Consider the following 20,414-nt stretch of genomic DNA (forward strand, 5'->3'; position numbering starts at 1 on the left):
TCCAAGAAGATTTAGTCAAGCTTAGAAAAAAGTAGATATTTCCTGGAAAACTGGGAGCATATCTGAGGGACGATATCTTTAGCTTCGTAGAACAAAACAAAGCTTTTACTCTGAAAAGAGTTATGAAAACACTGGTGCATCTGTTATGAAGAATCGGTTTAGGTTTAGATCCAGGTTAAACTGGATTCTTGAACAGGGAGTCTCGGTGCGTTTGCTACTATTCTTGGTTACAACTGATTTAAAAGGCTTTGAGCAGTTGAAAAACTTTCAAACATCGATTAAACAAGTTCCCACCGACCTCCAAACCCTAGATGAGGTTTTATCCTGGTTTGATCAGCTAAAGCAAACGTCTATTCCCAAGAAAGTTTGGCTACAGTGCCAGCTAGCTCTCGCAGAAGGGTTTACTAATGCTGTACGCCATGCCCATAAAAATATCTCGACTGATGTTCCTATTGATCTCGAAGTTAAGCTATTTCCTGACTCTTTAGAAATACGTATCTGGGATCATGGCCCTGCCTTTGATTTGGAACAGTGGCTCCAAAGTAGAGGAAAACAGGTGAATGAGCAGGCAGGAGGTGGGCGTGGCATTGCTATCTTGCACAAAATCGCAGACAAGCTGAGTTATACACGAACAGATGACGACCGCAACTGTCTGTTGATTATGAAAAGTTACTTAGGGTGTTGAGAAATGGTGTGTTGGTTAAGAGCGAGGAGAGACCAAAAATAATTTTTTTTGTTTGGTTTTCTTGCGTCTTAATTAACGCATCTGTGTGATCTTATTAAGCATTTAAACAACTGCTCAAATTGCCTTCATGTTTGTTTAACGTGATTCCTTTTATTTAATCTCCTAGAGGTATTTTTTATTCTCCCCAGCAACATTGCTAAATATTAGCTCTTATTCCTCGCTGAAATAGGCTGCAAGTTATTAAGCTTGAGCTTATCAGTAACAATTACTGGGACACCGCCAGAAGGGACAATAGTAATACCACGCCGTACTGGCCCCACAGAAAATTTTTCAACTAGTGTCAGTCGTAATCCGGATAAAATCGTTCCCAGCACCAGTTTCATTTCAAACAGCGAAAATGCCATGCCAATGCAACCGCGCTCACCGCCGCCAAAGGGCAAATACTCATAAGGTGAGAATTTTTGCTGGAGGAAGCGCTCTGGCTGGAACTGTTCGGGGTTGCTGAAGACTTCTTGGCGGCGGTGAGCCAAATAAATACAAGGAACTAAGATTGTACCAGCTTCAATTTGGTAACCTGCCAACTGCAAAGATTCCTTAGACATCCGAGGTGTACAAATCAAAGCAATGGGATTCACACGTAAGGTTTCGCTGCAAACTGCTGTCAGATAGGGTGCTTGTGCCATTGCCTCTGGTTCAGGGCCAACAGTGTTTAGCTCTGAAAGTAGCTGATTTAGTACTGATTCTGAAGAGTGAATCCAGTAAAAAGCCCAACTGAGGGCAGCAGAAGTAGTTTCATAACCGAGTAACAGCAGTGAAACTAACTGATCTCTCAACTCAAGATCACTCATCTTGTGACCCTCTAGGTCACAAGCCTCGATGAGCATTGAGAGGATATCGGTACGAGAATCGTCATTTTCTAAGCGGCGTTCACTAATCTCAGCGTAAATTAAAGCATCAATTTGCTGGCGACGTCTGAGAAAATGCCCCCAAGGACTCCAGGCACCGAAATCTTTTTGCAACAGAGGAAAGAAAAAGAGACTGGAATACCAGGGAGTAGTAATATCCTCTAGCAACGAACCGAGCATTTTTTCTAGCTGTTGGGAACGTTCTCCTGGCTCGATGCCAAACACCACTCTTAAGATAATTTTGAGGGTGATTTCTGGCATAACTTCTTGGATCCGGAAACACGAACCCTCTTGCCAGTGTGACATTACTGCCTGAGTAACCTGGCAAATTAATTGACCATAACTTTTCATGCGATCGCCGTGAAAAGGAGGCATCATTAGCTGACGCTGGCGCTGATGACTACGCCCTTCCTGCAAAATTATGGAGTTTTGCCCCATCAGGGGTTCAAAGACATGAGTCGCCTTACGGAAATCTAACTTTGATGAGGGCAGCTTGAAAATCTCTTGAATCGCCTGAGCATCGCTGACAAAGGTGACTGGTGGAGAATTTAAGCCAAGAACTCGCGTGGTAAAGATGTCACCATATCGCTGACTGCAACGGTCTAGGAATTTAGTTGGTTGAGCGATTAACTCAATTGTCTGGAGTAAAGAAGGTGTCCGAGAGCCATCAGGCAATTTCATAGGTATTTCTGAGCTCCAGAAGAAGGCCAACCCGCTTCCTTAGTTTAGGGAATAAGGATATTTGATATTATTGTCGCTGACAGGATGCAACTTAGGAAGAACTGACAAGGGTTTGGTGCATATCCTCTTGAGACTTTAACTTATTGGTGAACACCATAATTACGCATTCTTTCCCCATCTCTTTACCTCTCCATCTCCCCTGCTATTTCAGCACCACTCGCTTCGCCTGCCTTTGAGGGGCAAGTTTGCATTTTACTATCATCTTCACTCCACCAGCTGGGGCAAGGGTTACACCTCGACGCTGGGGTTTCTCTGGTTGCTGCTCAGCTAGGGCTAGTTGATAGTTGGACAGAATACTCGCCAAGACCAGCTTCATTTCAAACATAGCTAAAGCTTCGCCAATACAGCGGCGAGAACCACCACCAAAGGTCAGAAACTCGTAAGGGGAGAACTTTTTCTCTAGAAAACGCTCTGGCTTAAACTGCTTTGGTTCCGGGTACAAGTCCTCCCGTTGATGAGTTAGATAGATACAGCCAAAAGTCGCTGTATCAGGAGGCAACTGGTGGCCCATCAACTCCACAGGCGATTTTGTCACCCGTGCGAAGGTTAAGATGGCAACTGGGTAAATCCGCAGAGTTTCATTGCAGACAGCAGTGAGATAGGGTAGTTGAAAAATGCTCATCGGTTCGGGAGACTTACCCAGGCTACCTAGTTCTGCCAGAAGTTTATCCAGCACTTCCGGCTGTTTGTGAACCCAGTACAGCGACCAAGCTATGGCTGTTGCAGTTGTCTCGTGACCAGCAAACAGCAGAGTCATCAACTCATCGCGCAATTCCAGATCAGTCATCGGCTGACCCTCCTCATCCCGGGCCGCTAGTAGCAGAGAGAGGATGTCGTTGCGGGAGGAGTCGGGTTCTGAGCGACGTTGTGCGATCTCAGCATAGAGTAGTTCATCGATTTGTCGCCGGATGTGCAGAACGTATCCCCAGGGGCTCCAGCGACCCCAATTTTGTTGCCAAGAGGGGAAAAAGAGCAAGCCTGAAGTTAAGGGAGACTGAAACACATCTAGCAAAGAACGCACCAATTGCCGAAGTTGCTCAGAACGCTCTCCCTGATGCAAGCCAAACACAGCCTCTATGATCACTTGCAGAGAAATCTCTTGCATGGCAACGTGAGCCTTAAAGGGTTTGCCCATGGTCTGCTGACTGATTACTTTCTCTGTCAGCTCACAGATTAGCTGCCCATAAGAGCGCATCCTTTCACCATGAAAAGGAGGCATCAATAGCTTACGCCGACTCCGGTGGCGATCGCCGGAGAGCTTAGTCACTCCGTACTTGCCTAGCATGGGAGCAAGAATTTCGTTAAACTCACCCGGAGCAGTAAACTCTTCTGATGTATCGTTGCCCAAAATTTGTTTAAGCGCCTGGGGGTTGCTGACCACAACAAAGGGTCTAGAACTCATGCCAATTTTGCCCGTGAAAATGTCACCATAGCGTTGCAGAGCCACTTCCAGATAACCAATCGGGTTAGTAATCCATTGAGTTAGCTGCAACCAGTGGGGAGTTTTCGGACCATCAGGTAGTGTCATCGGTATTGTTGGGTTTATGTGGTCAATTGCTTAGTTGTTATTGCGGCTACGTCGAGCTAGTAACTGGTTGTTTGGGCTGGCTTTGAAGCGACCGCTTACCCTTAACAATCATGTTCACACCGCCAACAGGAGAAAGGGTAACACCACGACGACCAGGTTTGATGGGTTTGCCATCAGCCAGCGTTAATTGATAATGAGATAATACCGTTGCTAGCACCAACTTAATTTCTAACATTGCTAGGGCAGAACCAATACAGCGTCGGTTACCACCGCCAAAGGGTATAAATTCAGCAGAACTGTATTGACGCTCGATGAATCGCTCTGGTTTAAACTGCTTTGAGTCGGGGTAAAGGTCTTCCCGGTGGTGGGTTAGATAAATACAAGGAGTCAGACTTGTATTGGTATCAAATTGCTGTCCCATAATCTGCACTGGCGAGGTGGTGATTCGAGGGGTGGTAATGGGGACTACCGGGTACAGGCGCAGTGTTTCTTGACAGACAGCGGTGAGATAAGGTAGCCGAGCAACCTCCATGGGGTCGGGAGTTTCCCCTAAAGTCTCTAGTTCGCTAAGCAGCTTTTCTTGCACTGAGGGTAGCTGATGAATCCAGTAAAAAGCCCAAGCTAGAGCTGTCGCCGTCGTCTCGTGACCAGCCACCAAGAGGGTCATTAACTCATCGCGCAATTCCTCGTCTGTCATCGCCTCTCCCTGCTCATCACGAGCCGAGATCAGCAGGGTAAGAATATCTGTGCCAGTGAGTTCTGATTGAGTCCGGCGATCGCTAATTTCTGCTTGCAGGAGGTCATGAATTTGCTGCTTGAGGCGCAAAAATTTTCCCCAAGGACTCCAAGCACCCCAATCCTGTTGCAGAAACTCAAAAAACAGCATGCTAGAGCGTCCGGGAGAGCCAGTCATATCTAGTATTGCTGCTAGCTTGGGCTTCAATTGCTGGTAGCGCGACCCTTCCCCTAGACCAAAAACAACCTGCATAATAATTTGCAGGGTAATTTCTTGCATGGCAGCGCGGATCGAGATTTGTTCACCAATTGACCAATTACTAGTCACTAACTCAGTAATCTGACAAATCTGCTGACCGTAAGCTTGTATTTTTGGGCCGTGAAAGGCCGGCATTAATAGCTTGCGCTGTCGCTGGTGAGGCTCTTTGTCGATTAATAATAGAGATTTGTCTCCCACCAAAGGTCGAATAACGTTGTTGCTTCGACCAGCATCAAATTGCTTGGCATCAAGGTTAAAAATCTCTTGAATTGCTTGCGGATGGCTAAAAAAGACGAAGGGTTTACTTTCCATTAACTGTAAAGTAAAAGTGTCCCCGTAGCTTTGGGAACACCTCTCTAGCAGACCAAAGGGATCGGAAATCCAGTTAATTAGCTGCAGAAAGGAAGCCTTTTTTGGACCATTGGGCAGTTTATTCACCACGGTAGTATTTCCTCCGTTGCTGGTTGCAGATGCTAGCTAGCTGAACTGTATTACACTTTTTAATCTAATCGATAGAAAATTATTTGCCTGAAATCTTTCTACTTAGGGCTACATCTGTTTTGTGCTAACCCACCAGACTGTAGGATCAATCTATAAGGATCGATTCTACACACACAAACCCGACAAGGGTGTGCTGTTATTTAAGGGGAATTTTAGATTATGACAGTTGCTAGTGGAATTCCTACTTTTTGTCAAGGAATTCAGCATTTTGCTGAGACACTGCCGGGATGGGAAAAATACGGTAGCCAAGCAGCGATCGCCTCCGGTAAGACGGCCATAGATTCCCCGACAGATTTAGCTGCCGTCTTCCAAACGATGCTTGCTGCTGATGCTTTGCGCTATTTAACTCTGCAAGTAACTGCGAGTAAAGCTTCTGGTCACCCAGGAGGATTTGCTAGTATTGCCGATGGCATCGCTGCCCTGATCATGCTGGGCTACAAAAATATTCTCACAGAAGTGGGACACCATGCCCCTGGTTTCTACAGCACCATGTTCCTAGATCGTTCCCTGGAAGATATGGGAATTGAAACAGTGCAGCAAATGCGGGAACGCTTCCGGGAAATGCACGGACTCCTAGGACACCTTTCCGGTCAAATTCCCGGACTTCTCAGCCCAGCAGGGCCACTGGGACAAGGTCAACATTTTGCTATGGCGGGGGCATTACTGCACCGCGACGTGCTCTTCCCGGTTACTATCGGTGATGGTGGCATCGGTGAGCCTTACGTAATGAGTAGCATGGCTCACTTCCATACGGCTTATCCTGAAGTCACCAACTTTCTGCCTATTCTGGTTTGGAACGGCTATTCTCAGGAACATCACAGCATGGTGTCCACCAAGCCAAATCAGGAGATGATTAAATACTGGGAGGGTAATGGCTTTGAAGAAGTTATCTTAGTCAATGCTAAGGACTACGATGACGCCAATCAGCCTGGTGATTATGTTGACAGCACCGAGTTTTCCCTAGAGAAACGCTTAGAGTTTACCCAAGCGGTACTAGAAGCTACAGACAAGGCGGCAAAATCTGCTCTCGGTGGCAGGCTGACGGTGTTAATCGTCAAACAACTTAAAGGTGCGGGTGTCCACAAGCGGGGAGCACAATCTCATAACCTCTACCCTGGCGATACTGTAGAGAAAGACTACATTGTTAGTGCCCTGAAAAAGCGTGCTCTAACAGCAGAAGCTTGGCAACTGGTGCGGACTAACTTGGAACGTGCAGGGGGTGGTTCAGCATCTCGCCAAGCAGTCACCGAAAAAGAATTAGCTTTGTCAGATTTGGGTAAGTTGCCCTTAGAGGAATTCCCGCTGAAGGGTGAAAAAAAAGTGGCCACCACAGCCATGGGTGCTTTAGTTGCCTATGTGGGAAAAAAAGACCCCAATTTCGTCATCTCCAATGCTGACGGTAATGCAGCTTCTGGAATTAATAACATCAACGTAGCCCTGAAAATTATCCACCCCACGCCGGATGATACCTACTTCCAAGGGCCCAAGGGTCAGGTGTACGAACCTTTGAGTGAGGATGCTTGTGCAGGCTTAGCCGCAGGTTTAGCACTGTTTGGTTCCCGTACCCTTTGGTGTTCTTATGAATCTTTTGCGATTAATGGTTTACCCATTTGGCAGACAGTAACTCAAGCAATGGCAGAGTTGCGTCGTCCTACTCCTTCTACAATTACCTTATTTACTGCCGGGGCATTGGAACAAGGGCGCAATGGCTGGACTCACCAACGTCCAGAGATTGAAAATTACTTTGCTGCCATGATGCGTAATGGCAATATTTTCCCTCTCTTCCCTGCTGATGCTAACAGTATCCAAGCTTGTTATGATTGGGCTCTGACAACTAAGAATAAGGGAATTACCATTATTGCGAGTAAGTCTCCTTTACCAGTAAGGACTACTTTTGAGCAAACTCGTCAAGCACTGCAAGATGGCGGGGTAGTCTTACACGAAAGTGAGGGCAAAAAGCAAGTGGTGTTTGCCGTTATTGGCGATATGACACTAATTCCGGCGTTCGACGCGGCTGTTCACTTAGAAGCCCAAGGAATTGGGGTAAGAATTGTTTCAGTAATTAGTCCTCGCCGCTTGTACCGTCCCGATGATACTGCTTGGAAAACCTGTACTGAACCTGATAGTCATTTCTTAGACGACCAAGGGTTTGCACAGCTATTTGCTGGTGATGCTTTGATTGGTATTACTGGTGGTGCTAGTGCGATGTTAGAACCGATCATGTTACGCAGTAATTGCCCACGAGATACTTTCGCTTGGAAGCGAGGGGAAACCGCAGCAAGTGCTGGTCATATTATGGCGTTTAATGGTCTAACGGCTGAAAATTTGGCTAAACGGGCTAAGGAATTAGTGGGGTGATTTTTGGATTTCCTACCGACAAAAGTATAAGTGAATATCACTGACTGAAGAAAATTCATCTCAACCGATTAATCCTTGTGCAGGGGGTTTGGTGGGAAGTTCCCCCAATCATGGTTTTTCAGGACAAACAACTACTTTCCGCTTAAATCAGTCCCATTAAAGTGTAGATAGTCAACCGTAGGTACACATAAAGTAACACCAGTAAATTGGCGTTTTTTATGTGTATCTGCGTTTTTTTTTGATGATACTGACCGGTACTATCTCCTCTTTGCTATTCTTATCTTCACTAAAACTTCATATCACAACTGTTAACTGTATTTTTTTTGTAAACTTTCCGGATCAAAGTGACTCCTTGAAGAATTAATTAAGTTAAGCTTGCGTTAGGGATAGTGAAAGCTTCAGAACACTACCTACACTAAGTAAAAGTATTGAATTATGAAAAAACTCAGCCAGAAACTGTCAGTCGCAGCTCTCGGCCTCGCTATCGCTTCCGCTGGAACTATAGGAAATATTGCCGCTGTTGTTGCTGCTGAACTATCATTTTCCACATTAGGAAGCCTTGCAGGTGGAGCGCAGGGCTTAACCAGTTTTAGTGGAACTTTTTCCTATAATTCAGAAACTTTAGATCAAGATCCGAGCCAAGAATTAGGTGTGTATAACTTAAGCAGTTGGTCAGTAGATTTATTTTCTGGTCAGAGTTTAATTGCTAACTTGAATGAAACTTTGGACTTGGCAGAAGGGCAAATTGTGATCAATCCCGAACAGGACAAATACTCACTATCGTTTTTTGGTCAAGTTTTTGATACAGATCCAGCTATATATGGTCAAGCTACTTTAATTGCAGGCTTCTCCTATCCGACAAATAGTGACACTTTACCCAGTTATTCTCCAGGAGAATTCCTCTCTGGAAGCCTATCAGCTGGAGATGATTCAGACTACGTAACGATGGCTAAAATTACTCCCAAGGGTTCTACCAGTGTCCCTGAACCCAGTAGCGCTGCTGGACTTGGCATTTTAGGTTTCGGCTGGTTCTTGCGCAAGAAAATTACTTCTTCCCAAAGTGCTTAGTGCAATTGACCACTAAACCTCATCTCTTAATCTCCCCCGCCCCCTTCTTCCCCTGATCATGCAACGCCTAAATTGAATCCCGGTATTTTTCCAGCAGTTGAGGAATGTAGTCATAGCCATCAACGCCAATCACGGGAATAATTTTTGATCGCTGCTGAGCCAGCAAAGTTTGGAAAGCTTCAGCCCCAAATTGACCTTGCAAAATTGTCAGTAAACCTGCCGCTTGACGCCAGTCATTAGAGCCGATTTGCTCCAAGAGATACGCCCCCAAACTACCAGTGTAGATTGCTTGCTCAATATCTTGCAGACTGTAGCAAGCTTGAGCTAGGTAGGCCAGATTTAACCCCTGGAGATACAAGTCACCGGAAAATTGAGCTGCCTGCCAGCCTTGTCCCAAGTACGCAATTGCTTGTTGAGGCTTTTGAATGACGACGTGGGCGATTCCTAAACTGCTGAAACAGAGAGCTTGGCTTTGGCGATCGCCTAATCGCTCTAATAATTCTTTACCTTGTTGAAGATAATGAATAGCACTCTCATAAATCTCTGGCTCTACCTGTTCTTGCTGCTGGGCTTGAAACACTTCACTGTAGCCTAAGTTTGCCAAAGCATTAGCTTCTCCCAACTTATCTCCAGTTTGACGAGAGAGCATCAGTGCCCTTTGACTATAGTTAATTGCCGACTCGTAATTTTTTTGAGCAACAGCAATCCGACTCAGGTGGTTAAAAGAAGCAATCTCACAAATGCGATCGCCTGCATCACGGGCAATCTCTAAGGCTTCTTGATGAAAGTCATTTGCCCGGTCATATTGACCCTGAGCACGTAGTGAATAACCCAACAATGTCAAAATTCGTGCTTTCTCTTGAGTCCCCTCAACCCGCCGCAGTGGTTCATCTAGGTAATCTAAAGCGTTTTTGAGATATTGTCCGTTGAGGCTAGCAAAAACACCACCGTACAAGGGAAAATATTGCCGTTGGGCAAAGGCACGCAGAATTTGCAGAGTGATCTGAAAACAGCCATCGACTAAGCGTTCCCTCTGGTTAATGTTGAGAGTTTGGTTTAAGGCATTGGCTAGCTGCGACCAAATCACCGCAAAGAACATAAAGGTAGAAATCGATAGACTTGTCCCCAGTTTTGAGTCATAGACCATTTTTTCTGACCAAGCCACTAAACCTCGCTGCAAACATTGGAGAATTACAGCCACCTCTACCCAGCTATCTAGTTCCAGAGTCAGATTTTTTTGTGCCCATTCGTTGAGGGGTTGATCAAATGCTAGAGTTTGAAATAGTGACTGTGGTAGAGGACTGTTTACCTTTTTTGCCCACAAAGCCCAAGGCCCGCGCCGCTCAGGACTACCCTCAAATCCTATTTGCCCTCGGCTTTGGTCGTAAATCCAGCTCACCAGATGTTCTTCTAATCGCTGCCAAGAGGCTAAACCGGCCGTAATGCCTGATGAGAGCATTTGCATCTGTGTAGCACTCTCAGGGTCAGTAATTTGCTGTGCCTGCTGCTGTAAATTTTTCGCTAAAAGAGCCAGTTGTTGCAAGTTTAGTACTTGCTGCTGATTCGGGTCAATTACCCGCAGCAAAATCGTGAGGCGCTCGGCCAGTGGAGCCTTGGTAATGTCGTTAACTGCGGTGGTAATGACTGCAGAGACTTGCTTTTGCTCCTGTACCCTTTCCCATTCACTATTGATGGTTTGTAGTGCTCTCAGGGCGCGCATCGCTTTAGCTTGCTTATATTCGCTGCTAGCGTTGTCTGACTGCTGTTGGGTGGTAACTAGGCGCTCCTCCAGACAGCGCTCAAATATTTCCCCAGTGCCAGTGGTGACTTTTTTCAGCAGCATTTGGTAGACCTGCCCCTTCGAGCTGATCTTGCCTTGTAAAGTGGCTTGAACGATTTCGTCAATTAACTGGAAGTAGCGATCGCTCACGACTCAATCCCGAATTTACAGCATTTCTAGTGACAAATTCCCGCGCTTTACTAAGATAATACATTTGACCTTTGCCCCGCTTGGGGCTTTTGGGGGATTCGTCGCCAATTGAAAGGTAAAAGGGAAAGTTGAGACCATAAGCCAGATTCCGGTGTGTGCAGCTCAATTTTCAGTCTTTCTCCGGGAATATTTAATTGGTGTCAGGTGTCACTCAATCGGGTCAACATCTTGAGGCGTGGTAAAGCTACTGCACCAAGAAAGATTGCTAATTGAGTCACCACAATGCTGGGGCCAGAGGGCAGGTTGAACAGCGCAGAAACTAACATACCGATAACAGCGCTCAACGCTCCCAATGCCGCAGACAGCACAACATAATTAGTGAAAGTTCGACTAAGTAACCGGGCGGCGCAGGCGGGAATCACGATAAAAGCACTGACAAGCAAGACACCAATCGCCTTAATAGATATCCCTACCACCAGTGATAGCAGCACGACAAATCCAGTTCTGTGAGCAGATACAGAGACTCCTCGTGCCTTAGCAAGAGGTTCATGCAGCGTCAGTAGCATCTGAGTTCGTAGCGTTAACCCGATAAAAATTGTGCAGGCAATTAACAAAAGTGTGCTGAACCAGAGGTCAGCTTCTCGAACTGCCAGGATATCACCAAATAGCAGGTTATTTAGACCTCCTTTATATTGATCTATAAAGCTGAGAGCAATTACCGCCAGCGCCAGCGAAGAGGAATAGATGATATTGAGCAAGGCATCCGTCCACAAGCTAGTCTGCTCCAGGAGATAGGTTACTCCCAAAGCGAACAGTACGGAAAAAGGCAGTAAGACAACAGTGGGCTCTAATCCGAGTAGGACGCCCAAAGTAATACCCAGTAGCGCAGAGTGTCCCAAAGCATCGCTAAAGAAAGCAAGCTGACGCAAAATCGTAAAACTGCCCAGCATGCCGCCCATTAAGCCCGTTAAGACACCACCCAGTAGTGCCCTTTGCATAAAAGGAAATTGAAATAGCTCGACAAGGCGGGTCAACTCTGCGTTAAGGGACATAATAAGTAATAAGTAATAAGTGATAAGTGATAAGTAATAAGTAATAAGTAATAAGTAATAAGTGATAAGTTGGATTTACTGTTGGCTGCTTGAATTGGACTAAATATTGTGTCTGTTTATTAGATTTAAACTTAACTTTTTAGTTGATATTTATTACTTAAAAAGTATTTGTAGCAACTCTAAATTAAATTTGTATAAGTCACAATTTGCTATATTTTATAGTCTTTTCAGTGAGTATGACGGTAGTGAACAAACTCTGATCCGTAAGCCGCTTTTAAATTATTGGGTGAGAGAGTAACTTCTGGAGCTCCCTGACAAATCAGTGAGCGGTTCAAGCACAGGACGCGATCGCAGTGGCGTCCCACCATCTCCAGATCATGAGAAATTTGCAAAATTGCCCAACCCTGCTCTAACTTAAGCTGATTAAGTAATTGATAAAATTCCGACTCCCCTCGAACATCCAATCCTGCGGGGGCTTCATCCAGAATCAGCAGCTTACGTGGGCGCACCAGACAATAAGCCAGTAGAACTCGTTTGCTTTCTCCCCCAGAAAGACCGCTAATCGGTTGGTGGAGCAAGTGAGAGGCATTAACTCTTGCTAGAGCCTGATGCACGGCTTGACGGCGCTTCAGGCGACCTGACCAGGGTAGACTAAAACCGAGTCGATCCCAACCCAGATCAACCAATTCCGCTACTGTCATGGGAATGCGCCGATCAAATAGAAAGCTCTGAGGAAGATAGGCAATGTACTGTCGTACTTGAGTAGAGAGGTGTCCGTAACGAGTAACAGGCTGACCTAAAATAGAAATCTCACCTGATTGCCGGGGAAGAATGCCCAAAATAGCCTGAATTAGCGTACTTTTGCCCGCTCCGTTAGGGCCGACAATTGCTGTATCGCTACCAGACTCCAGACAGAAGGAGACATCTTGTACGGCGGCATAAGCCCCCCTGTAGACTGTCAACCGTTCTACCGCTAGCACTGTTTCTCTCAATCAGCACCTCCAAAAATTACCGTTAAGCCGATTTTGCCTTGCCCCTAAAGGCGTTGCAAAATCAAGGGATATCAGGAGAATAATGGGGAAGGAAATCGCCGAAAATCCCTAATCATCGCGCAACTAGACAACGCCCCCCTAAAGCCTAAGTTCGACTGGCTGCGGCACAAAAGCTAATCTACTCCTCAGCGATTTTGTTGGCAAGAATGACTCACTAGACTGACTACTAAAGGCAGTTTCCAGATTTTTAAGGTTCTGGCGCATCACCTGAAAGTAGTAATTAGGTTGCAATTCCTGTGAGTCACTAGTTTCTATCGAGTCGAAGTTGCTCACTCGTACGTTAAGATCTTTAGCTAGTGCCGAGAAAGGATCACCTGCTGCTTGAGGTTCTGTTAGCAAAGTCTTGAGGTTGGTTTTTTGAGCCGCATCGATGACTCGTTTGACATCATTAGGTGAGGGATTCTCTTCTGGTAAACCGACTAAGTACTCGACTTTGAGATTATAACTCTCGGCAAAGTAAGACCCGAAATCATGGTAAGTGACAAATGTCTTGCCTGCATAGGGAGCGAGTGCTTTGGTTATCTCAGCGTCCAATTCTTGAAGCTTATTAATATAGGCTGCTGCATTGGATGTATAGACATCCTGACCTTGGGGGTCAGCAGTAATTAGTCCATCTCGAATGTTCTCAACTTGCTCAATTGCCCGTTGAGGATCGAGCCAAATATGAGGGTTTAATTCTCCGTGTTGATGGTCGTAGTCTTCACCTGCGGCATGTTTCTTGCCCTCAATCTCTTCTGTAGAAATAGTCTGAATGCCCTTGCTTGAATCAATAACTTCCAGGTCTTTGTTGCCAGCATTAGCAATCAAGTCAGCTAAAAATGTCTCTAACCCTAGACCATTTTTCACCAATACATCGGCTTGAGCAATAGTTCGAGCGTCTTCTGGCTTAACTTGGTAATCATGAGAACTTAGGTTAGTCGGCAAAATAGGAGTAACTTCTGCTCGGTCTCCTGCTACCGCTTTAGTGAATTCAGTAATCGGCACGATAGTAGTCACAACCTGCAATTGTTTACTGTTTTCTGAGTTCGCTGAAGTTGATTGTGGAGAACAACTACCCAGACTTAATGCTAGAGCTGGGGCGATGGCAAAAAACAAGCCACTAGGCACTTTATTTAAGGAAATGGGCAGTAATATTTTTAGGTTTAAAAAATTCATTTTTTGATTGACTGAAGTATTAAAAAGATAATGATTATCATTTTAATACTTAAGCTACCTTTTGACTACCCATGCTTCCCTTCCCCTTGCCACAACAAGATAAAGTTAGAGAGAAACAGGTTATATTTGCAGCGAAATCCCCGGATAAAGGTTTCCAAAACCAGACTTTGAGCAATTGCCTAAAATTTACTAATACGAATCAGGAGTAATTGGGGCAGCTTTCCCCTAAGTGATGCAGCAGACGGATATAGTAGTAATTGGTAGTGGCATTGGTGGTCTCAGCTGCGCAGCCCTTCTGGCGCGGTATGGTTTCGAGGTGACAGTCTGCGAGAGTCACTATCTTCCTGGTGGTGCAGCACACGCTTTTGTCCGCAACGGCTTTAAGTTTGATTCAGGACCATCACTCTACTCTGGTCTATCCTCTAGCCCTTCTCCTAACCCCCTGCGACAAGTGCTAGATGCCATTGGTGAGGAGCTGCCGTGCGTGACCTACGATACATGGGGTTGCTGCCTACCCGAAGGGAATTTCGATACATCGGTTGGTGCCGAGCAATTTTGCCAAGTTCTTGCCCAGCTTCGTGGTAATCAAGCAGTAGCTGAATGGCGAGAGTTGCAGCGCGTAATGGAACCATTTGCTAAGGCTGCGATCGCTATTCCGCCAGCTTCAGTGCGCTTTGATTTGGGTGCAGCATTAACTGTAGGACGCTTTGCTCCATCTCTGGTACAACACGCCACTAATGTCTTCAAACTAACAGGGCCCTTCAGCCAGATCATGGACGGTGTTGTCAAGGATCCGTTTGTACGTAACTGGCTCAACTTACTCTGTTTTCTGCTCTCCGGACTGCCAGCGGACGGAACTAGTGCAGCTGAGATGGCATTTATGTTTGCCGACTGGTATCGACCCGGTGTAGTGCTGGATTATCCAGTAGGTGGTAGTGGCGCTTTGGTGGAGGCGCTACTGCGGGGACTGGTGCGATATGGCGGTCAACTGATGCTGGGTACTCATGTCGAGCAAGTGCTTGTCCAAGGCAAACGTGCAGTTGGTGTGCGTCTGCGGGGTGGTAAAGAAATAAGAGCTAATAGAGCAGTAGTCTCCAATGCCTCGGTTTGGGATACGCTCAAGCTGCTTCCGGAGGAGGCTATACCCACACGGTTCCGTGCCAAGCGACAGGCAACACCTGAGTGCGACAGCTTCATGCATCTCCACTTAGGCATTGACCGAAAATAATGGGATTCAAGCCTCCCCCCTTCCAGGGGGACTTTGTTTATGATATGTTTTTGATGTAGGTTTTTCCACGTCAAATGATTGTCTTAGAGTTCAAGGCTAAGGGAAAAACAACTCAATACGCTGCTATAGATGAGGCGATTAGAACCGCTCAATTCGTCCGCAACAAAGTTATCCGTCACTGGATGGATAATCGAGGTGTAGGACAAAAAGAGCTGTATCGCTACAACACTAAGCTCAGAGCTGAGTTTCAATTCGTGAAAGCCTTGAACTCTCATGCTTGTCAGGTTGCAGTTGAAAGAGCCTATAGCGCTATTGCTCGGTTCTACAGCAATTGTAAGAAGGCTATTCCAGGGAAGAAAGGCTATCCAACGTTTAAGAAAAATTGTCGATCACTCGAGTACAAAACTTCAGGATGGTCGCTTTCTGCCACCCGAAAACAAATCACTTTCACGGATAAGAAAGGGATTGGCAAGCTTAAACTCAAAGGGACGTGGGATTTAAACTACTACCAGTTAGAACAGATAAAACGAGTTAGGTTAGTGCGTCGTGCCGATGGGTACTATGTTCAGTTCTTGGTAAGTGCCGAGAACAAAGTAGACATTAACCCAACAGGTAAAACTATTGGATTAGATGTTGGACTCAAAGAGTTCTACACCGATAGCAATGGACACACTGAAGCTAATCCTAGGTTTTATCGAACAGGCGAGAAGCGGCTGAGGTTTAGACAACGCCGTGTTTCTCGCAAGAAAAAAGGCTCAGCCAACCGTAAAAAAGCCATTAATCGACTAGGACGAGTACACCTCAGAATAAGTAGGCAACGTGAAGAACACGCCAAAAGACTGGCGCGTTGCGTAATCCAATCTAACGATTTGGTAGCCTATGAAGATTTGAGGATTAGAAACTTAGTTAAAAATCATTGTCTTGCCAAATCTATTAATGATGCAGGTTGGTATCAATTCAGGAAGTGGCTAGAGTATTTCGGGGTTAAGTTTGGCAAGATAACTATTGCGGTTAATCCTTCCTACACTTCGCAAAAATGCTCTAGTTGTGGCACTCTTGTCAAAAAGTCCCTATCGATGAGAACCCATATTTGTCAGTGTGGGTTCGTGTTAGATAGAGACTGGAACGCCGCTATCAACATCCTGAAATCAGCCTTGAGTACCACAGGGCATGTGGGAACTTGGGTCATCAACCCGAACGCTTTGGGAGATTCGACCTCTACTTTGATTGGAGAAATCCTGTTAAAGCAAGTTGGGTCTATGAACAAAGAATCTCCGCACTTATAGGACGGAGAGTGTCAAGCTCAAGGACTTAGATCGAATCTTGCCTGCCATCACATTGTGGTTGACAACTGGAAAAAGGGGGTTACAGCTCCTCAGAATGTCGTGCTGGTATCAATTCCGTCACTTATTGACCCGTCCCTAGCACCACCAGGCAAGCATGTAATTCACGTCTACACTCCTGGTAATGAGCCGTATCGCCTCTGGCAAGGGATGGAGCATCGGAGCGCCGAGTATGCTCAACAAAAGCAGGCGCGTGCAGAAGTCATGTGGCAAGCTCTAGAACGAATTATTCCAGATATTCGCTCGCGTTGCGAAGTGACACTAGTTGGCACACCTCTAACACACGAGCGTTTTCTACGACGCCATCGAGGATCCTATGGCCCCGCGATTCGGGCAGGAGTTGACCTTTTCCCTGGTCCTGGCACACCTTTAGCAGGATTCTTTTGCTGTGGAGATTCAACATTTCCCGGCATCGGTTTGCCCGCAGTTGCCGCCAGTGGCATGATTGCTGCCAATACACTTGCGCCTGTAGACAAACATTTAGAAATGCTCAAGGATATTGGTTGTCTTGGGTAGGTTTTTAGAGAGAAGCGATTAATGGCTTAGAGCAATCCTGCTTTTACAAGGCAGACAAGGCAGACAAGGCAGACAAGGGAGAGATGTTCGTAGATTAATTGCGAGAACTGCCCATTTTATCTGTGTGCATCTGTGGTTGATTTCTCTGATGAATTATTGAGGACAGCTATAGCAATATGTGGGAATGGTTAGCAGCCACAACAGGCGTAGAGTTAGGCAAGTTGGTACTTGAGCAGGTACTTAACCTGGGAAAAGCCGCACTGGAAGACTATATCAAGGATTTTTTTAAGGACTGTATCCAGAGTGGAGTGACCCAAGCAAATACAGAAGTATTGAAGAAGCCAATGGCAGAAGCTGTCGGCTGCTTTATCAAGCGATTTATTAAAGAACTTCAAATTAATGATATTCCTGAAACCAGTATTAAGCATTATTACAAAGATGCTATCAAGAAGTTTGTCAAAGATAAGGCTGTACGTCCAATATTGGGCAAAGCTTTTGAGAAAGATTTCAGGCAAATTGAATATGCTCAATTGCAGCGCATTTGGGAACAACAGTATCAAGAAACTGGGTGGCAATTCCCCTCAGATGAGTTTGATTGGCGTAGAGTTACTAAGGAATACTTAGTTGAAGTCAAAGGCATTATTAAAGCTAATGCGGAATTGCGATCGCTTCTAGAAACCGAACTGTTAGAAGATATCGCGCGAAACACGGCGCAAATTTCACCAGGATTTGATGTTGCCAGATACCAGGATAGTTTGCAGTGCAGCTATGGCTATCTAAAGTTGTATAGTCTCGACAGCACGGATCGCGTTGATGCCATCAAGCTGTGGAATATGTTCATTGAGCAAACGGTGCGGGAAGCATTGCCACCAATACGCTATGAATTGCCCTTGGACTTGAAGCGCCAACTGGAAGAACAGGGACAACTAGGGGATGATTTATCTCCTGAAGCCTTGGAACACTATCGCCGCGAGTATTTCCAGCAACCGTCACGGAAGGTGCTAGAAGCAGTTGCAGATTCTCAACATGCTGTCATTTTAGGTGATCCGGGTGCTGGAAAATCTACCCTGTTACAGTATCTTGCCTTAGAGTGGGTTGAGGGTAAGACGGAAACTCTACCATTGTTAGTTGAGTTACGAGAATATGCGGTCGCTCAGGTTAATAACTTTCTAGAATTCCTTCACCGTGGACGTGGTGCAGATTGGCAATTTGACCAACAGCAATTACATCAGCGTTTATTAGAGAATCCCACTCTTGTAATGTTTGATGGCTTAGATGAGGTGTTTGATCGCGCAACGCAGTCCATCATTGTGGATGATATTATCCGCTTTACCCATCAATATCCTAGAGTACGGGTGTTAATTACATCCCGCATTATTGGCTATAACCCTGAACGCCTCCAACATGCTGGGTTCCGTCACTTTACGATCCAAGCATTGGACACTGACGAAATTCACGAATTTATTGAGCGCTGGTATGACCTAGCAGTGGAAAGCGACTCTGATAAACTGCGATTGAAGCAGCGCTTGAAGGATGCGATTGGTAACTCTAAAGCCATCCAAAATCTAGCAGATAATCCCCTGCTCTTGACAATGATGGCAATTTTGAATCGACGGCAGGAGTTACCACGCGATCGCGCTGATTTATATGACCAAGCTTCACGGGTGCTACTGTACCACTGGGATGTCGATCATAAACGATTACAGTTGCCCATGGATGCGATCGGGCGACGGGAAAAGCAGGAAATGTTGCGCCTGATTGCCTACGAAATGCAGGCGGGTGAAGAGGGGTTAAAGGGAAATTTAATTAGTGCCGAACGTTTGACGCGAGTGTTGACAGATTATCTACGTGATCAGGGTTTTAGTGAACCCCGCGAGAAGACTAATCGGTTAATTCAGCAGTTACGAGAGCGTAATTTTATTCTGTGTTATCGAGGTGCTGATACTTATGGGTTTGTTCATCGCACGTTTTTGGAATATTTCTGTGCAGTGGAGATTGTACAGCGGTTTGAGAAACAGCGATCGTTGAGTTTTGAGCAGTTGCGGGATGAGGTGTTTGGGAGGCATTGGCAGGATGAAACTTGGCATGAGGTTCTGCAGTTAATTTGCGGAATGATAGATACAAAGTTTGTCGGTAAGCTAATTCAATTTTTAGCAGCACTAGATTTAGATAAGAGCAAATTTTTAGACAAGCAAAAAGATCCTATTTATGATGATTATCGTCTTAAAAAGGAAGCTATAAATAATTTTGTTATAGCTGCTAGATGTTTGGCGAATGTTGAAAATCGTAATTTGTTGAAAAACATAGAGCAACAGCTTCTTCATTTGTTAATGAAAGAGATTGAATTGGAGAATCCTTATCTTTTTAGCAACTTGGCGGCTAAGGAAATTATACGTACATTGGCTGCGACATGGAAAGGAAATGCTGAGGTGTTAGTATGGCTGAAATCACGCCTTATAAATCTCAAGCAGCAAGAGTCTTTTTTTCTTATTTTCATTCCTCTAGCTCTGTTGCAAGGCTGGAAAAATGACCCTAATACGTTGTCGTGGATAAAAGAGCAAATTCACAATGCTGAATATAACTTTATGCGGCAAACAGCAATTTGGTGTTTAGCAGAGGGTTGGAAAGATGAGATGCAAACTTTATCCATCGTCAAAAATTGCATTCTGAATGATGAAGATTTTCATGTAAAAAGTGGAGCAATACGAGCACTAGTAAAAATTTGGCGAGATGACCCTGAAACTTTAATTTGGATTAAAACTTCTGCTCGAAAAAGTCCAAATTATGCTGTACGATATTTCGCATTGAGAGAATTAGCAAATCATTGGAAAGAAAACCAAGAAATAACAGAGCTATTTTTCGAGAGGGCACATGAAGATCCTTTTGAAGGAGAGGATAACATGCAAGATAATCCTCGACTGAAGGCACTGCAAGTGATTTCTCAGTATTATCCCAACCATCCTAAGACTCTCCCTCTGCTACGCGATAGAGCCGCCAACGACCCCGACGAACAACTGCGGGAATGGGCTCAGGAGCAATTGAGCAAGATGGAATCGTGAGAAAATGGAGGTAATCAGCCAGAAGCGATCGCGCCTAGAAAAATCAGAGAATTAAAAGCTCAAAAGTAACAATTAAAAATGCCAAATTAAAAATTAAAAATTGAGGAATAAACCTACGATTATCGTACAAATTGAGGTGCCAGAAGAAGTGCTAATTAGTCTTAAGAAAACCCCTGAAACCATATCACAAAAACTTATCGATAGTTGAGATAAGTGCGAGCGTCTCGCTCGCGTTTGGACTGGATAGTATTCTGATATATAGACGTGAGCAAGATGCTCGCACTGGTTGCTTTGGATAC

General features: G+C 45.3%; 13 protein-coding genes and 2 pseudogenes. 7 read left to right on the forward strand and 8 right to left on the reverse strand.

What is annotated here, in order from left to right; all coding sequences use genetic code 11:
* Nucleotides 1-205 precede the first annotated feature (205 nt).
* Nucleotides 206-685 (forward strand): ATP-binding protein, encoded by a 480-nt coding sequence (locus ACT7WV_RS14485; protein ID WP_445103557.1) that lies wholly within the window; start codon nucleotides 206-208, stop codon nucleotides 683-685.
* Between the two features lie 203 nt (nucleotides 686-888).
* On the opposite strand, the gene ACT7WV_RS14490 is transcribed toward ACT7WV_RS14485, so the two are convergent.
* From ACT7WV_RS14490 to ACT7WV_RS14500, 3 genes are all read right to left on the reverse strand, one after another.
* A complete protein-coding gene (locus ACT7WV_RS14490) occupies nucleotides 889-2,271 on the reverse strand; it encodes a cytochrome P450 (protein WP_445103558.1) in 1,383 nt (460 codons plus the stop codon).
* 202 nt (nucleotides 2,272-2,473) lie between these two features.
* Nucleotides 2,474-3,859 (reverse strand): cytochrome P450, encoded by a 1,386-nt coding sequence (locus ACT7WV_RS14495; RefSeq protein ID WP_445103559.1) that lies wholly within the window; start codon nucleotides 3,857-3,859, stop codon nucleotides 2,474-2,476.
* A gap of 46 nt (nucleotides 3,860-3,905) precedes the next feature.
* Nucleotides 3,906-5,294, reverse strand: coding sequence for a cytochrome P450 (locus ACT7WV_RS14500; RefSeq protein ID WP_445103560.1), 1,389 nt, complete (start codon nucleotides 5,292-5,294; stop codon nucleotides 3,906-3,908).
* 219 nt (nucleotides 5,295-5,513) lie between these two features.
* Here ACT7WV_RS14500 and ACT7WV_RS14505 point away from each other — a divergent pair, with 219 nt between their 5' ends.
* Together ACT7WV_RS14505 and ACT7WV_RS14510 are read left to right on the forward strand one after the other, a co-directional pair.
* The gene (locus ACT7WV_RS14505) at nucleotides 5,514-7,712 is read left to right on the forward strand and encodes a phosphoketolase family protein (protein WP_445103561.1); all 2,199 of its coding nucleotides are present in this window, start codon (nucleotides 5,514-5,516) and stop codon (nucleotides 7,710-7,712) included.
* A gap of 435 nt (nucleotides 7,713-8,147) precedes the next feature.
* Entirely contained in the window at nucleotides 8,148-8,780 is a 633-nt protein-coding gene (locus tag ACT7WV_RS14510) for a PEP-CTERM sorting domain-containing protein (protein WP_445103562.1), read from the forward strand.
* 67 nt (nucleotides 8,781-8,847) lie between these two features.
* Here ACT7WV_RS14510 and ACT7WV_RS14515 read toward each other — a convergent pair whose 3' ends face one another.
* The 5 genes from ACT7WV_RS14515 to ACT7WV_RS14535 all read right to left on the reverse strand — a co-directional run bounded on the left by ACT7WV_RS14515 (nucleotide 8,848) and on the right by ACT7WV_RS14535 (nucleotide 13,969).
* Nucleotides 8,848-10,710, reverse strand: a complete 1,863-nt coding sequence (locus ACT7WV_RS14515; protein ID WP_445103563.1) for a tetratricopeptide repeat protein — start codon at nucleotides 10,708-10,710, stop codon at nucleotides 8,848-8,850.
* Entirely contained in the window at nucleotides 10,682-10,876 is a 195-nt protein-coding gene (locus ACT7WV_RS14520) for a hypothetical protein (protein ID WP_445103564.1), read from the reverse strand. The genes ACT7WV_RS14515 and ACT7WV_RS14520 overlap by 29 nt, the downstream gene beginning before the upstream one ends.
* A gap of 34 nt (nucleotides 10,877-10,910) precedes the next feature.
* Complete coding sequence (locus ACT7WV_RS14525) at nucleotides 10,911-11,762, reverse strand: metal ABC transporter permease (protein ID WP_445103565.1); 852 nt, start codon at nucleotides 11,760-11,762, stop codon at nucleotides 10,911-10,913.
* A gap of 227 nt (nucleotides 11,763-11,989) precedes the next feature.
* Entirely contained in the window at nucleotides 11,990-12,754 is a 765-nt protein-coding gene (locus ACT7WV_RS14530; protein WP_463424172.1) for a metal ABC transporter ATP-binding protein, read from the reverse strand.
* 138 nt (nucleotides 12,755-12,892) lie between these two features.
* A complete protein-coding gene (locus ACT7WV_RS14535; RefSeq protein WP_445103567.1) occupies nucleotides 12,893-13,969 on the reverse strand; it encodes a metal ABC transporter solute-binding protein, Zn/Mn family in 1,077 nt (358 codons plus the stop codon).
* A 232-nt stretch (nucleotides 13,970-14,201) separates the two neighbouring features.
* Between ACT7WV_RS14535 and ACT7WV_RS14540 the strand changes: the two are divergent.
* The 4 genes and pseudogenes from ACT7WV_RS14540 to ACT7WV_RS14555 all read left to right on the forward strand — a co-directional run.
* Nucleotides 14,202-15,188 (forward strand): annotated as a pseudogene (locus ACT7WV_RS14540) (phytoene desaturase family protein); the annotation flags it as partial.
* 83 nt (nucleotides 15,189-15,271) lie between these two features.
* Nucleotides 15,272-16,483, forward strand: coding sequence for an RNA-guided endonuclease InsQ/TnpB family protein (locus ACT7WV_RS14545; RefSeq protein WP_445101400.1), 1,212 nt, complete (start codon nucleotides 15,272-15,274; stop codon nucleotides 16,481-16,483).
* A 15-nt stretch (nucleotides 16,484-16,498) separates the two neighbouring features.
* A pseudogene (locus tag ACT7WV_RS14550) lies at nucleotides 16,499-17,056 on the forward strand (phytoene desaturase family protein); the annotation flags it as partial.
* 176 nt (nucleotides 17,057-17,232) lie between these two features.
* Entirely contained in the window at nucleotides 17,233-20,115 is a 2,883-nt protein-coding gene (locus tag ACT7WV_RS14555; protein ID WP_445103568.1) for a HEAT repeat domain-containing protein, read from the forward strand.
* Nucleotides 20,116-20,414: the final 299 nt, after the last annotated feature.

The organism is Symploca atlantica LB2515 (assembly GCF_052546295.1).

Excerpts from the sequence above, each read along its gene's own strand:
- ACT7WV_RS14490 (WP_445103558.1), bottom strand. The coding sequence starts at position 2,271 with ATGAAATTGCCTGATGGCTCTCGGACACCTTCTTTACTCCAGACAATT.
- ACT7WV_RS14495 (WP_445103559.1), bottom strand. The coding sequence starts at position 3,859 with ATGACACTACCTGATGGTCCGAAAACTCCCCACTGGTTGCAGCTAACT.
- ACT7WV_RS14505 (WP_445103561.1), top strand. The coding sequence starts at position 5,514 with ATGACAGTTGCTAGTGGAATTCCTACTTTTTGTCAAGGAATTCAGCAT.
- ACT7WV_RS14510 (WP_445103562.1), top strand. The coding sequence starts at position 8,148 with ATGAAAAAACTCAGCCAGAAACTGTCAGTCGCAGCTCTCGGCCTCGCT.
- ACT7WV_RS14525 (WP_445103565.1), bottom strand. The coding sequence starts at position 11,762 with ATGTCCCTTAACGCAGAGTTGACCCGCCTTGTCGAGCTATTTCAATTT.
- ACT7WV_RS14535 (WP_445103567.1), bottom strand. The coding sequence starts at position 13,969 with ATGAATTTTTTAAACCTAAAAATATTACTGCCCATTTCCTTAAATAAA.
- ACT7WV_RS14545 (WP_445101400.1), top strand. The coding sequence starts at position 15,272 with ATGATTGTCTTAGAGTTCAAGGCTAAGGGAAAAACAACTCAATACGCT.
- ACT7WV_RS14555 (WP_445103568.1), top strand. The coding sequence starts at position 17,233 with ATGTGGGAATGGTTAGCAGCCACAACAGGCGTAGAGTTAGGCAAGTTG.